The organism is Apibacter sp. B3546 (assembly GCF_009827885.1).
In the GTDB taxonomy this organism is placed as follows: Bacteria; Bacteroidota; Bacteroidia; order Flavobacteriales; family Weeksellaceae; genus Apibacter.
This window is the reverse complement of sequence record NZ_WINW01000035.1, coordinates 141,007-157,379: the sequence shown is the minus strand read 5'-3', so window position 1 is coordinate 157,379 and position 16,373 is coordinate 141,007. Positions and strand designations below refer to the sequence as shown.

The 16,373-nt window shown below is 29.3% G+C and carries 16 protein-coding genes; 3 read left to right on the top strand and 13 right to left on the bottom strand.

The window, feature by feature from the left end:
• Both GFU93_RS07830 and GFU93_RS07825 read right to left on the bottom strand, forming a co-directional pair.
• A partial coding sequence (locus GFU93_RS07830; RefSeq protein ID WP_160568540.1) for a M48 family metallopeptidase occupies window positions 1-443 on the bottom strand: 443 nt, incomplete at its 3' end.
• Window positions 444-1,639: 1,196 nt separating this feature from the next.
• Complete coding sequence (locus GFU93_RS07825; protein ID WP_221411562.1) at window positions 1,640-2,419, bottom strand: hypothetical protein; 780 nt, start codon at window positions 2,417-2,419, stop codon at window positions 1,640-1,642.
• Window positions 2,420-2,496: 77 nt separating this feature from the next.
• Between GFU93_RS07825 and GFU93_RS07820 the strand changes: the two genes are divergently transcribed.
• Window positions 2,497-2,859 carry a YraN family protein gene (locus tag GFU93_RS07820; RefSeq protein ID WP_160568536.1) on the top strand — a complete coding sequence of 121 codons (363 nt, stop codon included), beginning with the start codon at window positions 2,497-2,499 and terminating at the stop codon, window positions 2,857-2,859.
• Here GFU93_RS07820 and GFU93_RS07815 read toward each other — a convergent pair.
• The 6 genes from GFU93_RS07815 to GFU93_RS07790 all read right to left on the bottom strand — a co-directional run bounded on the left by GFU93_RS07815 (window position 2,854) and on the right by GFU93_RS07790 (window position 8,808).
• Window positions 2,854-3,549, bottom strand: coding sequence for a tRNA1(Val) (adenine(37)-N6)-methyltransferase (locus GFU93_RS07815; protein WP_160568534.1), 696 nt, complete (start codon window positions 3,547-3,549; stop codon window positions 2,854-2,856). The genes GFU93_RS07820 and GFU93_RS07815 overlap by 6 nt on opposite strands.
• Entirely contained in the window at window positions 3,542-4,978 is a 1,437-nt protein-coding gene (locus GFU93_RS07810) for a HAMP domain-containing sensor histidine kinase (RefSeq protein WP_160568531.1), read from the bottom strand. The genes GFU93_RS07815 and GFU93_RS07810 overlap by 8 nt, the downstream gene beginning before the upstream one ends.
• A 28-nt stretch (window positions 4,979-5,006) precedes the next feature.
• Window positions 5,007-6,389, bottom strand: a complete 1,383-nt coding sequence (locus GFU93_RS07805; RefSeq protein ID WP_160568529.1) for a hypothetical protein — start codon at window positions 6,387-6,389, stop codon at window positions 5,007-5,009.
• A gap of 21 nt (window positions 6,390-6,410) precedes the next feature.
• Complete coding sequence (locus tag GFU93_RS07800; protein ID WP_160568527.1) at window positions 6,411-7,562, bottom strand: ATP-binding cassette domain-containing protein; 1,152 nt, start codon at window positions 7,560-7,562, stop codon at window positions 6,411-6,413.
• 342 nt (window positions 7,563-7,904) lie between these two features.
• Window positions 7,905-8,324 (bottom strand): SH3 domain-containing protein, encoded by a 420-nt coding sequence (locus GFU93_RS07795; protein WP_105297141.1) that lies wholly within the window; start codon window positions 8,322-8,324, stop codon window positions 7,905-7,907.
• A 4-nt stretch (window positions 8,325-8,328) separates the two neighbouring features.
• Window positions 8,329-8,808, bottom strand: coding sequence for a BON domain-containing protein (locus GFU93_RS07790; protein ID WP_160568525.1), 480 nt, complete (start codon window positions 8,806-8,808; stop codon window positions 8,329-8,331).
• Window positions 8,809-9,024: 216 nt separating this feature from the next.
• On the opposite strand from GFU93_RS07790, the gene GFU93_RS07785 reads away from it, so the two are divergent.
• Together GFU93_RS07785 and GFU93_RS07780 are read left to right on the top strand one after the other, a co-directional pair.
• Window positions 9,025-9,924, top strand: a complete 900-nt coding sequence (locus tag GFU93_RS07785; protein WP_160568523.1) for a LysR family transcriptional regulator — start codon at window positions 9,025-9,027, stop codon at window positions 9,922-9,924.
• A 53-nt stretch (window positions 9,925-9,977) separates the two neighbouring features.
• On the top strand, window positions 9,978-10,964 hold the full coding sequence (locus GFU93_RS07780) for a YeiH family protein (protein WP_160568550.1): 987 nt from the start codon (window positions 9,978-9,980) through the stop codon (window positions 10,962-10,964).
• Here GFU93_RS07780 and argH read toward each other — a convergent pair.
• From argH to GFU93_RS07755, 5 genes are all read right to left on the bottom strand, one after another.
• On the bottom strand, window positions 10,961-12,247 hold the full coding sequence (gene argH, locus GFU93_RS07775; RefSeq protein ID WP_160568521.1) for an argininosuccinate lyase: 1,287 nt from the start codon (window positions 12,245-12,247) through the stop codon (window positions 10,961-10,963). The two genes, GFU93_RS07780 and argH, sit on opposite strands and share 4 nt — an antisense overlap.
• A 30-nt stretch (window positions 12,248-12,277) precedes the next feature.
• Entirely contained in the window at window positions 12,278-13,354 is a 1,077-nt protein-coding gene (locus tag GFU93_RS07770; protein WP_160568519.1) for a M20 family metallo-hydrolase, read from the bottom strand.
• 9 nt (window positions 13,355-13,363) lie between these two features.
• The gene (gene argB, locus GFU93_RS07765) at window positions 13,364-14,146 is read right to left on the bottom strand and encodes an acetylglutamate kinase (RefSeq protein WP_160568517.1); all 783 of its coding nucleotides are present in this window, start codon (window positions 14,144-14,146) and stop codon (window positions 13,364-13,366) included.
• Between the two features lie 73 nt (window positions 14,147-14,219).
• Entirely contained in the window at window positions 14,220-15,170 is a 951-nt protein-coding gene (locus GFU93_RS07760; RefSeq protein ID WP_160568515.1) for an N-acetylornithine carbamoyltransferase, read from the bottom strand.
• A gap of 22 nt (window positions 15,171-15,192) precedes the next feature.
• Window positions 15,193-16,317, bottom strand: coding sequence for an aspartate aminotransferase family protein (locus GFU93_RS07755; protein ID WP_160568513.1), 1,125 nt, complete (start codon window positions 16,315-16,317; stop codon window positions 15,193-15,195).
• Between the last annotated feature and the right edge of the window lie 56 nt (window positions 16,318-16,373).

The window sequence follows — 16,373 nt, the reverse complement described above, 5'->3', positions numbered from 1 at the left end:
TTTTTTTTTTTTGTATATTCAAATTTTTTATAGGAGAATACGAACTCACATTGTTTAATTGTTTCCTGATAATCTTTGTATTTATAAAAATATAGGCTTATTAATTGAATTCTAGAGTCAAAATGATCGTAATCAATATCTAACGCTTTTAAATACATTTGTTCGGCTTCATTAAGCTTTCCTTGATCTTCATAAAAGACACCTTTTATTAAAAACCAAGATTTTTTATGTTTAGGTTGTGTAAGTACTGCCTCATTTATAAATTTTAATGTTAAATCCGGATTTTTGTTTTTGTAATATACTTGGGCTAAATGATAAAAATAACTAACCTTAGGGTATTGCTTAGTTAAATGATGTAAAATTGTCAAACAATCTGTAAATTTTCCATATTCCTCATAGTGTATGCATTGTTCTATTATTTTTTTTAAATTTTTTTTGTTCATAATATTTTGTAGTTTTCTTTATTTTACAATCACTTATAATTAGACAAAATATTTGTTATTTTGAAGATACTTTTAACAAAAAAATAAAATTATTGGTATTTATAATATATATTATATTTAAATAAATCTTCCCCTTTTATAAATACAATATAAAATAGATCTTTTGAAATCAATCTATAAAGATTAGATTTACAGTTATATAATTGTAAAAAAAATAAAATTTAAGATAAGATATCTTTTTTTAGTATAAATTGGTATGTGTAAGGTCTATTCTTTAGTATGGTACGAAAAGTAAATCTAAATTATCTCTTTTTATTTTATTTCCAAATATTGAAATATTATTATTAAAGTTTTTAGATAATAAATCTAGCAATTTAAATAATGGTATGATGCTCAATATTTTGTAGTTAAAAAAAGCAAAATAATCATACAATTGAATTATATTCATACTTAAAATAGCAAATATAAATTGATTACTAATAATTTGAGAAACGTATAAATTATACAATTTAATAATCAATGGATAGGTTTGTTTTTTAAATTTGAAAGGTTGTGGAAAAAACAAGTAATTAGAAAAGTTGAATAAATTATATTTGAAAGTATAATAACATTTAGATAATAATTTGCTAATATTAGTTTTTAATTTTTTTATTTCAAAAGGAATTAGGATAATAAATTTTTTTACATTCTGATAAATTCTATAATTAATAAAAAAAGAAGGAGCTTTAAACATAGCGAAATCATTATAAATTGGTATCAACATTTTTTTTTTATCGAATAAATTCATAAGATTATATTTTTCAATAATAAGTTAGTTTAATAATAAATAATCGTATATTTTATCTAATTTAAGTGGCAAATATAATTAATTTATTCTTTATTGGGTAAGAAAAATAAATAGTAATAGAAATATGATTCAATATTTAAGCTATTATATGTTTTAATAATCTAATAATTGAAGTAATGTATTCGGATATTTATATGTGTTACTATAATTGAGATTGATTAATAAGGTAGATATAAAATGCAAAAAGCTACATTATAAATGTAGCTCATAGGTAATTATATAATCATTTTTAGTGTTAGTTAATGCAATAGATTTGAGAATAATAATTTATTGTTTATTACTTTCAATAATAAATTTAATTGTATTAAGATTTAAAAGTTTGTGTATTTTTTAAAGGGTAAATTTTGATTTATTTAGCAACTATATAATTGATAATTATTTCTTCTGTGTTGTTAAGAATAATTTTTGTAGGATAATCAGGATGTAAGTCTTTATTATATTCATAATTATAAACAGTTCCCTTATTATCACCGGTAATATTATTAACCAGATTGTAAGTGAATGGAAAATTTCCTTCGAATGCTGCAAATAACCAATGAGGAGTTTTTACGTTGTTCATCAAGCCTTTTAAGATGTCATAAGTATAAATAGTAGTATCAAATTGAGTTAAATTTCCGTATTTGTCGTATTTGAAAAGATGGGTTTGTGCGTCTTTTGGATCTTCTATTTTTAGTAATTTATCGCCCGAAACAGCTAAGGTTCTTGTATAAGGTTCAATTTCAGGATATCCGGGAGGAGGATTTGTTTTAAAACTTCTATGCTCAAGTATAATACCGGGTTCTGTATATTCATAAGAATACAAATAAGTTCCTCCGGCATTCTCGGTAGTAACGGTATAAACTTTACCATTACTTTCATTATAAGTGATCATATGAATATTAATTATCGAATCTGAGATAGACGATTTAATATTTATTAATCTATTCAAATTATCGTATTGCATAGAAGTAGTTACAGTTAATTTATTCCCTGTATTTTTATCTATTTCAGTTTTTATATATTCTGAAGGTAATAAGCCTTTATGGTTATCAAATTCATGATTAGGATAGGGTTCAAAATTTTCGTCTCCACAGGAGAAAAAAATGAAGAAACTAAAAAAACTAAAAAATAATAGGGTCTTATTCCTCATACAGGATTTTTTTTCAAATATAGTATATTTGTATTTCATATAAATATAATTTTAATTAATAAACTAAAAAATATAGTGTGGCTTATCATAATGAATTTGGAAAAGAAGCAGAAATGAAAGCATTTTATTATCTTTTAGATATAGGATATGAAATATTAGATAGAAATTGGAAATATGATAAGGCGGAAATTGATATTATTGCTAAAAATGCTTCTGAGTTGGTAATAGTAGAAGTTAAGGCTAGAAACTATACAACTATCATTGATCCTATAGAGGCAGTAACCAGATCAAAAAGAAAATTATTGATTAAAGCAGCAAATGAATATGTGCTTTGTAAAGAAATGGATGTCAATGTAAGGTTCGATATTATTTCCATCATAAAAAAAGATTCCAGATGGCAAATTGAACATATAAAAGACGCCTTTTCTATGATATTATAAATAGAAATCTGATGTTAATTTTTTATATTCTTCCGACCAAATACGGCTTTTTTCTTCTATAACAAAGTATTTAATTATAGGATTTTTATCTTCTCTGCTAAGTTCAAGGAAAATTCTTTTAATTTTTCCATTTCTTATTCCTGAAATATATATAATGCGATTGGGAAATAAATTATATCTATTTGATAGTTCAAGTATTTCTTGCTCATTTTCTATAGGAAAAATGTATCCAATTTTTCCATTTTGAGATAGTAATGATGCCGATTTTTTAATAAGAAGATGATAATTAAGTTTTATTTGCTGCCTGGCGACAGGATGTTTACGATGTAATACTTCTGAAATTTTAAAATAAGGAGGGTTACAAATAATATAATCAAATAATATATCACTAAAGAAACGGTCTAAATCGCAATGGATACCTGTGATCCTTTGAGAAAAAGAAGAATTTTTAAAATTTTCCAAGGCCAAAGAATACGCATTGTATTCAGAATCCATGGCTGTAATATGAGAAATGGGATTTCTTTGCGCGCACATTAACGAAAGTATCCCTGTACCGGTACCAATATCAAGAATGTGGGAGGCATTATGTATATCAGCAAAACAACCCAATAATACACTATCTGTACCTACTTTGAATACGGAATTATTTTGAAATATATTAAATTTTTTAAACTTAAAAATATTATTCACCTTTAGGGATTTCAAATTTGAAAATAGTTCCTTTCCCTTCTTCAGACATAAAGGTTATAGACCCATTATATTCTTCAATTAGTTTTTTAATGATAGCTAAACCTAAACCACTTCCACTGGTTTTAGTCGAAAATTGAGGAGTAAAAATTTTGCTTTTTATTTCTTCCGGTATTCCATTTCCGTTATCAATAACAGAAAAATAAACCATTCGTATGTCTTGTCTGATTTTTACAATAATATGGGGAGTTCTTCCTTCTGGTATCGATTGAAAAGCGTTTTTTATTAAATTGGTTAATATACGGTTCAATAAATTAGGATCAATATTTAAAATGACCAATTCATCAAGTGTATCAAGTGAAATTTGTTGAGATGGAAATATTTCTAATGAAATTTTAGCAACTTCAATTACGTTTAACTTTTCATCCTTTTTTACAGGCATTTTTGCAAAGTCCGAAAATGCGCCGGCAATCGAGGCAATAGTATCTATTTGTTGTATTAATGAACGGGTTAATGAATCTAACTTTTCATGAATTTGTGGATCTTCTGGATTAAATCTTAATTGAAAACTTTGAATTTCGAGCCGCATAGGGGTAAGCGGATTTTTAATTTCATGAGCCACTTGTCTTGCCATTTCCTGCCAAGCATTATCTTTTTCTTTTTTAACCAGTGCATCAGTTTGCTCTCTAAATTTATTCAGCATAATATTGTAAGCTTTAACCAATGGACTCACTTCATCAATATAATTATATAAAAGGGGTCTATTATGAGTAAGTGCGCCGGTATCCCTAAGCCGATAAGCAATATCTTTAATTTTTCTGGTTAAAGTAAGTGAAAAGAACCATGAAAAAATACCACTTACAATTAATACGATAAGCATGATAACTAAATATCTATATAATAAGGAATAAAAATCTTTTTTTAGAAATGCTTCATCATGTAAAAAAGGAAAATTTATAATTGTAATAGGTTGATAATCATTGTTGTAAAGGTATCTGTATACGGACGTAAAACTTTCTTCTGAATTAGGAAGCTTGTTTATAACCTCTATACGGTCGTTATTTACATTCAGATTTTTTAAGATTTCTTTAGGAACAAATTCAGTCTTAGGATTGGGTAATTTATTCCCTAAAATATATTTTCCATCCAGAGAATAAAAATTTATATCGATATTATTAATATCTGAAATTTCATAAATTTTATTGCCAATTTTATTTTTAACCTCCTCCGGTTTTGTATTTCGATTGGAAATGAGATAATCGAAAGTTTCTATAATTAATTGTTCCTTTCTTTCTAGCCTTTTATTATTATATTCCTCCGCAATTCTTATATATTGATAAAAAGTTATCAATCCCATGGCAAATATAGTGCTGACCACAACGAGGATCATCACTAAAAAAATTCGCAAGGATAATGGGAATCTTTTGTACATTTAAAATAAAAAATAGGGTTAATTTCATCTATTCTTCAGGCAAAGCTTTCCAGTTTTTTATTATTTTAGCTATAAAGAATAAAATGATACCTACAAATATAAGATTAATCCAAAAAAAGACGATAGAATGATTAAAAAAGTAAAGGTATATAGTACTGATAAAATGGTTCAGATATTCACAATATACGATTTCATTCTTTAACGTCATAAACGTTGTAAAATAAAGTATAGGCATATAGGGTAATATCCATAAAATTAAATTTATCAGTACAGTTGATTTATTCTTTGCGCTTTTTTTATAGAGTTTAAGTACAATGTAAATGCTCATAAATAAGAGTATCAATGTCCAATAAATAGTTATTAAATAAGTGATATTATACTCATTAATTTCAAAAGAAAATAGACGGAATAAAACAGAAATAATTCCGTTAATAAAAATAAGTAATCCAAATGTTATAAATGCGATTAACCAGGCTTTTCCACTTGTTGTACGAAAGGATAATATTGCTATAGATAAACTTAAAGCAATATATAAAATGATTAAAATAAACTCATTGGAAAAATTCCCATTATTATATGCGTCAAACATTTTTTGATAAGCAAAATCGAGTTTTTTAAATTCCACATAATTTTTTATGTTATCATCATTTTGATTTTTTGCATTGCTAATATAATTTGATTCAGTAACAATATAATTGGGTGGATTATAAACTATTTTCATCCAACTGTTTACAGTAAGATTAGTAGAAAGACTATGTTTTTTTTGAAGATCTAAATATTCCCGAATTAAATTTCTTATACTATCCTTTTGTTCGGTAATTAACCAATCTTTAACCTGCTCAATCTCCTTATTATATGGATAAAAATTAAGAAGAGATAAGTGCATGGGAGTTGAATCAGGATCTTTTTCTAAAGAATCAATAGTTTTCTCGATAGGATTGAATTGATAATAATTATACGAATCAGGTATTAATATTTGAATTTGATTCAATATTTTTTTAGCTTCATAGATTTGTTGTTTTGAAGCAAAGGCTCTTTCCTTATATGTAATACCTTGATAATAACTGTAAGGATATAATTGATTGCCGATGAGTAAGATGAAAGTCAATAGCCATTCCACATATAGAGCATTAGATTGTTTTGGGTAAAAGGACTTAAAGCCATTATTCTTTAAATAAAATACTAACCATATAATGAGAATTAATAAACTAGCTAAAACTGAAATAAGATAGATGACAGTGGTGCTATTTAAATCATAATCCGTTTCATAAAAATTAATAGCTCCGGAAAAATAACCAGTAATAAAGAAAAAAATATTAATAAATAGAACTGTTATACCCATCGGAACAAATTTTGTATTCCATAAAATAGGGTAATTTACTAGCAAACGTTTTTGTGTTTTTGTAAACATGATCACGGATTTTTAAAAGAATTAAATAAAAAATCTACGAGTTGAATCAGATATATTTCTAAAATACTTAATGGGTATCTGATCCTTAATACAAAGAGTTAAAAAATTATTCACCGATATAGTTTCAGGAAAATGCGCAATATAAGAACCTCCATTATATTGTAATCTTAGTAAAGAGATTTTAGATAAAGAAGCATAAAGTTTTTCCTGAGGCCATTCCGATTCAAACTCAATAATCAATTCGGGCAATTCTTTTTTATCAGAACTCTCACTTTTTATATTTTTTTGTTCCCCATGTTTTAAGAATAGCACTTGATCGGAATTTTTTTCCACTTCATACAATTGTTGGGAGCTGACAACGATACCCAAAGGTCTGAATGGAGATTTTGCTATTGCTTTAAAATCTTCCAATACCGTTTGTTGAGAAAGAATATCTAAATTAGCTAAAGGCTCATCAATCAATAAAAGTTTAGGTTTTCTAAGTAACATTCGGGCTAATTCAAATCTCATTTTATATCCTGAAGAAAGATTAGCCCAATTCATTTTCCGATAGTTTCGCAATCCCATTCTGGAGGTAATCAAATCAACCATTAACTCGTTTTCTTCTCCCTTAATATTATAAGAAGAAGCAGTAAATTGAAGATTATCTAATATAGAACCGTACCATATATTCGGCCTTTGAGGAATATAAATCAACTTAGTTCTTAAGTTATACCGATCTTTAAAATCCAGTTTATAAGATATACTTCCCTCAGTCGCTTCCAATTCTCCACATAAAAGTCTAAGCAAAGAAGTTTTACCATTTCCATTTTCTCCCACTAAACCAATAATTTCTCCTTCGGAAATTTTTAAGCTTATAGGACCTAAAGAAAAAGAAGATTTACTGTATGATTTTTTAACTTTTTCGGCTTCAAGAAGTTTTTTCGGTTCATGAATTTCTTTTTTAGAAAGAAATTGATAAAGTTCATTTAAGATGACAGAATATTTTTCCTTTTTTCCTTTTTCATTGGATTCATTATAATCAACCCATTGAAGTAAATCACTTGTTTTCTTATAAAAAGATATCTCTTCAGTATCTAACGTTAAGTCAATAATTCTCTTTAAAACTAAAGAATAATCGTCAAACTGTAAAAAATGTATAATATCTTGAAATTGCTTTTCGAATAAATTCATTTAATATATAGGTATTAAAATAAAACTAGTTCTCTGTTGATCAAAATTCAAAGGCAATAGTAAATAAAAAATAAAATTATACACAAAAAAATAAAAACAGTTTAAATAAAAATATTAGATAAGATACTAGCAAAAATCAATCCTAAGAAACTATAATTCTATCTAAATTTAATTAGATGCAACAATAAACAAAAAATTTAAATGTTTTTTAAAAAGTCATAATATCAACAGGTAAAGCAATCTTAAAAAGATATAAATATAATTCCGGTATATTTGATTAGATAAAAAAAGGGCAAGAAAATTAATTCCAGCCCTCTCAAAAAATATTTAAGTATAATAATTTTATATAGCCGTTAAATATTCAGTATTACAATATCCTTCGGTTCCATCTTCAGAACGTATTAAATACCAATCATCGTTATATTTGCTCAGAAAAGTTACCGTAGATTGATGTGCGGCTTTTCCTAAAATAGGTTGATCCGTACCCGGACCTTTTCTAATATTTAAATTAGAACTTTGAGTGGTTACTTTATATTTTGAAGAAGGTGCATTGGGTGATACATTAATATTTAAAATTAAATCAGCGGATCTGAAATCAGGATCAATTTTATTATAAGCAGCCCACAACTGATCTTTAGACTCTCCATTCGGAACCTCTCCATCAATATAAAGAACATTATTTTGTTCTTTAACAGAAAGATTTGTTGTTCCCAGACTTTTCGCCTTATTTATTAAATCTGCGTATTTATCTTGTAAAGCCATACTTCTATTTTAGTAATAATTTTTGTTCAATTTTTTTAGGTTGGAGCGTGTTAATTGCTTGCATAAGTCGAGGCAATTCGCTTCTATTTAATTCACCGTTAAGAGTTACCACACCATCATTTATATCCGCTGTAACACCTGTATACCCTTTTAAAATATCATTTACTTTAGATTTTAATACGGAATCCACAGAAACCACTACATCACCTGATTCTGATTTAACCGTTGCATTATCTTCAACAGATTTTATACCCGGTATTGCTTTAACAGCATTTTCAGTTGTTTGTTTAGCGTCATTATCTTTATACTCTCCGGTAAGTGTAGCCACCCCTTTTTTAACATCAATAGTAACTCCTTCAGGAATAACGGATTTTGCTTTGGTAACTAAATCTGAATCTTTAGGCTCGTTTTTACATGATGTCAAAGAAAAGCTCAGCGTACCCATTAATGCAAAAGCCCATAAAATTTTTTTTAATTGTTTCATAATTTGGTTTTTTAGGTCTATTTAAAATTAACATTGTTTAATACCCATCCAAAACAAAAATTATTCCATATATATAGATTTACTATTGTGTTAAAAAACAGGATCTAAGGATAAAAGTTAATTTGAATAGGTTCAATTTTTTTTATAAGTCAATAATTGTATGATTTAATAAAATATTTATAGTAATTTACTTAGCAAGAAATAATAAAAATTATAATGTCTGATTTCCGATTGAAAATATTTTATGCTGTAGCTAAAAATTTAAGTTTTACCAAAGCTGCCGAGGAATTATATATTTCACAACCTGCTGTGACTAAAAATATAAAGGAGTTGGAATCCGAATATGATTTAACCCTTTTTCTTCGAAAAGGAAATAAAATAGAGCTTACCGATGCCGGTAAAATATTATTGATCCATTCAGAAAAAATCATGAATATTTATAAACAAATACAATATGATTTTGATTTACTGAAAGAAAATTTTTCAGGAACTTTTCAACTAGGAGCAAGTACTACTTTAGGACAATATTTACTTCCTGCTTTAATGTCTCAATTTCATTCCAAATATCCGAAAATTAAAATGTCTCTTATAACCGCAAATACAGAAGAAATTGAAAAATATCTGATTGAAAAAAAAATTGAGTTAGGAATGGTTGAAGGCAAACCCAAAAATAAGCAACTTAAATACATTCCTTTTTTAAAAGATGAAATTGTTGCCATTGCACACACCTCACAGGAAATTTCAAAAATAGAAATTTTGACTTTAGATGAATTACAAAAAGTACCCCTAGTTTTGAGAGAATTAGGATCAGGAAGTTTGGATATTATACGAGATGCTTTCCAAGCTGTCAATATACAGCTTAAAGATCTGAACATTGCTATGCATTTAGGCAGTACAGAAGGCATCAAGTCCTACCTTACCCATACCAACAGTATAGGTTTTATATCCATAGCAGCAGTAGCTAAAGATATAAAAAAAGGAGAATTTCAAATAATTGATATAGAGGGAATAAATATAAAACGCTGGTTTTATTTTGTTTATAAGCAAGGAGTTCCTGAAGGAAATTCAGATCTTTTTATAAAATTTGCTACTTCACATTATAACCCATCGTTATAAGGAATAACATTTTTTCATTGGCAGATTTGTATTCATTAAAGGATATTTGTACAATGAATCAAGCAACAACCAAGAAAAAATTAGTCGCCAATGATCGGGTAAAAAAAATAATTTTTATTCTTTTAGGTTTACTTTGCCTGGTTGTATCTATAGACACCCCTCTAGCGTTATTGATGGGAATGTTATTTTCCTTTAGTTTCGGTAATCCTTATCCCATCTATACTAAAAAAATAACGCGCTATCTTCTTCAACTTTCTGTTATAGGATTGGGATTTGGGATGAATTTAAATACAGCAATTCAAGTTGGTAAAGAAGGATTGTTATTAACGGTTGGATCAATTTTTCTTACCTTATTCTTGGGAATATTGATAGGGAAATTTTTTAAAATTGATAGGAAAATAACCTTGTTGATATCTTCAGGAACAGCCATATGTGGTGGAAGTGCTATTGCTGCAATTGCCTCGCTTATCCATGCAGATGAAGAAGAAACCAGCCTGTCTTTAGCGACTATTTTTATTTTAAATTCCATTGCTTTATTTATATTTCCGGCAATAGGACATCTAATACATCTTTCACAAGAACAATTCGGATATTGGTCTGCGTTGGCTATACATGATACAAGTTCTGTTGTTGGCGCTGCACAGCACTATGGTTCAAGAGCCTTAGAAATTGCAACGACGGTTAAGCTGGAAAGAGCCTTATGGATCATTCCTTTATCTTTTCTGATTATATTGACTTTTAAAGAAGATAAGGAAAATATACATAAGAAAATAAAACTACCTTACTTTATATTTTTATTTATTGCGGCCATGATAAGTAATACCTATTTACCCCAATACTTTCCTGTATTTAGCACTTTAGATCATGGGTTGGTTATGGCAGCTAAACGAGGACTAACCGTAACCTTATTTTTAATAGGAGCAGGATTAAGTTTGCAAACCTTAAAAAAAATTGGTATAAAACCTTTACTTTTGGGAGTTATCTTATGGACAAGTGTATCTTTTTTAACTTTGATTTTACTCGTATATAGGATGTATTAATCCATCCAATAATCATCCATTTTCTTTTTAATTTCCTCTAAACACAAATTGTTTATGCTTCCTTCATGCGTATGAGTAGTTTTTTTAGGAGATTGAAACGTTCCCAGTTCCACCTGTTGACCGATCATTTTATAAGCATCACGAAACGGAATTCCTTCAGCTACCAATTCATTGAGAGCATCTACGGTAAATAAATAATCGTATTTAGGATCATCGAGGATATGTTTATTAACTTGTATATCTTGAAGGGAATAATGAGCCATTTCTAAACATGCCTTACAATTTTGTATTCCCGGAATAATTCCTTCTTTTAATAACTGTAAATCTCTATGATATCCACTAGGAAGATTATTGGTTATCAAAGTCAACTCATAAGGCAAAGCTTGTATTTTATTGCATTTTCCTCGTATCAATTCAAAAACATCGGGATTTTTTTTATGAGGCATAATGCTGGAACCCGTTGTCAAATGGGTGGGAAGTGAAAGAAAGTTAAAATTTTGACTTAAATATAAAGTTACATCCATTGCTAACTTGGATAAAGTACCGGCCAAGCTGCTAAGAGCATATGCCGTGCTTTTTTCCGATTTGCCTCGACTCATTTGTGCGGCAACGGAATTAAATTTTAATGTTTTAAAATCCAATTCCCGAGTAGTAAACGTTCGATCTATAGGAAAAGAACTACCATATCCCGCTGCTGATCCTAAAGGGTTTTGATCGACTATTTTTAAAGCTGCATTAAGTAAAATTACATCATCAATCAAACTTTCAGCATATGCAGAAAACCACATTCCGAAGGAAGAGGGCATAGCTATTTGAAAATGCGTATATCCGGGCAATAAAATGTTTTTATTTTTTTCTGCAAGAACCAGTAGAAGATCAAAAAGTTTACGAGTTTGATCTTTAATCATTTTTAATTCATCTTTCAGATATAAGTTCATATCAACTAAAACCTGATCATTGCGGGAACGTGCCGTATGAATCTTTTTACCGGCATCGCCCACTTTTTCAGTAAGTAAAAATTCTATTTTAGAATGAACATCTTCAAAATTCTCTTCAATTTTAAAAGTATTATTTTCTATATCTTTAAGTATTTCATTTAATGCTTGTAATAACTCTTTTTTTTCATTTTCCGTAATAAGCCCTACTTGATACAACATCTTAGTTTGAGCTAATGAACCTAACACGTCATATTTAGCTAAAACAATATCTAATTCCCGATCATTACCTACGGTAAATAAATCAATTCTCTGATCAGTCGGTATACCTTTTTCCCAAAGCTTCATTTTTTAAAATTTAATAGTTTCAATTATCTTTTATAAGATCGTTTGATTTAATAATTCTATATACAGAGGAATTGCTTCTACAATTTCCTCCCTAAAAATATATTCATCGGCAGTGTGAGATCGTAAAGAATTTCCCGGCCCCATTTTTAAAGAAGGACATTGTAAGACGGCTTGATCTGAAAGAGTAGGAGACCCATAAGTTTCTCTCCCAAGAGCAATTCCGGATATAACCAACGGATGAGTTTTGGGAATGGAAGAAGATTTAAGTTTCAATGATCGGGGAGTAATTATCACCCTTTCAGATGATAAATTTTTCTTTACTATTGATAGTATCTCTTCGTTTGTATAACAATCATTCACACGGATATCTACCACCAAGCGACATTCTTCAGGTACAAGATTGTGTTGTTTACCTGCTTCAATTTGAGAAACTGTCATTTTCATAGGTCCTAAAACTTCTGATATTTTTTCAAATGAGAAATTTTTAAACCATTCAATTACCTCAAAAGCATTATAAATGGAATTATCAGGATTATTATGAGCTGCATGACTGGCAGTTCCTTTTACGAGAACGTCTAAAACAAGCAAGCCTTTTTCAGCAATGGCAAGTTGCATTTGAGTAGGTTCACCTATAATAGCACATTCTAATGGTGGCAAGTGAGCCAACACACTGTTTAGACCTTTTTTTCCACTGTTTTCTTCTTCAGCGGAAGCCACCATAATTAAATTATATTTCATATTCTTATGTAAATAAAAATAAGTAAATGTGGCTAAAAGAGACACCAAACATCCTCCGGCATCATTAGAACCTAAACCGAATATTTTACCTTCTTTTTCAATGGCATCAAAAGGATTATGAGTATAGTCTTTGTTAGGAAAAACAGTGTCTTGATGAGAATTCAGCAGTAAATAAGGTTTGTTTTTATCTACATATTTATTATATGCCCATATATTATTATTCTCTTTTTCATAAGGAATTGAATGATGTCTGAACCAAGCTTCAATCAATAAAGCGGTATGATGTTCTTCTCCGGAAAAAGAGGGTGTTGCAATTAATTTTTTTAACAAGTCAATTGCCTCATATGTTAGTTGTTCAATGGTTTTCATAAGACTTAATTATAAGGTAATACAAGTATGAGAATGATTAAAGTTGTTAATTATTTCAGGGTTAGAAATAATAATATTTTTAACTCCCTGTTTCAGCGCTTCAAAACAATTATCAAGTTTTGGGATCATACCCGAGTGAATAATATTATCCTTTTTTAATTGTTGATAGGAACTGTAATTTATCGTTTTAATAATACTATTTTCGTCTTCAATATTTTGTAAAACACCCTTTTTTTCAAAACAATACAATAAAGTGGTTTCATAAAAAGAGGATAGGGCCACAGCCAAAAATTGAGCGATGGAATCAGCATTCGTGTTAAGCAACTGTCCTTTTTTATCGTGGGTAATTGCACAGAATACAGGAATCGTATCGGTATCGAGTAAAAATTTAATCCATTCGGAGTTAATTTCAATGATATCCCCTACATATCCATAATCATAAGCGCTATTTTCTCTCCTTTTCGAAACTATAGAATTTCCATCTGCACCGGTTAGCCCGATAGCAGAGGTTTGTAAACTTTGAAGTTGAGCTACAATTTTTTTATTGCAAAGTCCTGCATATGTCATTATTGCCACATCTAGCATTTCTTCGTTGGTTACTCTTCGTCCTTCAATCATGATCGATTCAACTCCCAATTTACCCGCTAATCTTGTAGCTGCTTTTCCCCCTCCGTGGACTAAAATTTTTGGGGTTTCCAATTTAGAAAAATCTTGTAAAAATTGAGTAAGGACTTTTTGATTATCAATTACATTTCCTCCTATTTTTATAACGGTTAATTTTTTCTTTTCCATATTCAACTTATTGGGTTGTTTGTTAGTAATTAGTTAAATATCTGTTTTTTACCAAAAATCAAATAATTAATATTTATGTGAGCCCTTCCAGAATTCGAGTAAGAATGGTTTGAGCAGAATACGTTCGATTATTTGCTTCAGGTATAACAATCGATGCATCGCTGTCCAATATGTCATCAGTTACAATCATATTTCTTCGTACCGGTAAACAATGCATGAATTTAGCGTGATTTGTCAATTCCATTTGTCTTTTTCCAATGGTCCAATGAGGGTCCTCATTTAATATTTTACCATAATCGTTGTAATTACTCCAATTTTTAGCATATATAAAATCAGCATTTATAAATGCTTTTTCTTGATTATATTCAATGAGAACACCTTTGGTAATTTCAGGGTTCAACTCGTATCCTTCCGGATGAGTAATAATAAAATCCACCTCCATTTTTTTCATCATTTTCACGAATGAATTGGAAACAGATTGAGGAAGGGCTTTTGGGTGTGGAGCCCAACTCAATACCACTTTAGGACGTTCCGTTTTTTTGTATTCTTCAATGGTCAACGCATCAGCCAAAGCTTGTAGAGGATGTTCTGTAGCCCCTTCTAAACTGATGATCGGAACGGTGGCGTATTTAACGAAGGAAGAAATGACTGTTTCCGCTTCGTCTTTTTCCTTATCTTTTAAAGTAGGAAAGCTTCGAATGGCTATTATATCACAATAAACTGATATAACTTTAGCAGCTTCTTTTATATGCTCGGAAGCAGAACCATCCATTACCGTTCCATCTTCAAATTCTAATGTCCAGCCTTCTGTGTTTAAATTCATAACCATACAATCCATACCCAGATTGCGAGCTGCTTTTTGTGTGCTTAATCGCGTTCTTAAGCTCGGATTAAAAAATAAAAGCCCTAAAATTTTATTTTTTCCCAAAACTTGGTTAGCTAAAGGAGCAGCTTTAATCTTCTTAGCCAAATTTAACATCTCGTTTAGGTCTGTAATATCATCGACAGAAGTATACTTTTTCATTATTTCTTATTTTATAAGGTTGTTAAAGACAAGACTGTAAACTGTCATAAAGCATATCAATTTCATTTTTGGAAATAGATAACGGCGGAAGCACACGCAGTAGATTTTTATTATTGGAATTACCTGTAAAAATCTTTTTTTCATAGATTAATTTTTTACGGAGATTTGCGACTTCGAAATCAAATTCTAATCCCAGCATTAATCCTTTACCCTTAATTTTCTTAATTTTCGATAGTGAAGAAAATTTTTTAATGAAATATTCATATTGTTTTTGAACATTGCTTAAAATATCTTCATCCTCCATAACTTCTAAAACCGCTAATGCTGCGGCACAAGCGAGATGATTTCCGCCAAAAGTAGTTCCTAATAATCCAAAAGAAGAAGTAAATTCAGGAGAAATTAAGATCCCCCCGATAGGAAATCCGTTTCCCATCCCTTTCGCTACCGATATAATATCTGCTTTGATTCCATGATGTTGATGGGCAAAAAATTTACCGGATCGTCCATATCCACATTGAATTTCATCCAAAATTAGAACTACCTTATTATTTTTACAAACCTTTTCCAATTCCCGAAAAAATTCAGTGCTTCCTTCATCCAATCCACCCACTCCTTGAATAGCTTCGATAATTACGGAAGATACCTCCCCTTTAGCAATCTCTTTTTTAACACTTTCAATGTCGTTTAATTCGCAAAATACCACTTCCTGTTGAGCGTTGATAGGAGCAATAATTTTTGGATTATCGGTCACGGCAACCGCTGCGGAAGTACGCCCGTGGAAACTGTTTTTAAAGGCTAAAACTTTTGATTTTCCGGTATGAAAAGAGGCTAATTTTAAAGCATTTTCATTGGCTTCTGCTCCTGAATTGCAGAGGAATAACGAATAGTCGGGATATCCGCAAATTTGAGGTAATAAATTACCCAGTTTTTTCTGAACAGGATTGATAATTGAATTGGAATAAAATCCTATGGAATTGATTTGTTCAGTTACATGTTTTATATACGTTGGATGTGAATGACCGATGGAAATAACCCCATGCCCACCATAAAAGTCAAGGTAGGCATCTCCTTTTTCATCCCATACGGTACAACCTGATGCTTTAACAGGGGTTACAGAGTAAATAGGATATACATTGAATAGACTCATATTAGTATCCTTTATAAATTTTTATTATTGTTTTTTTGTGGTATTCATGTGATACT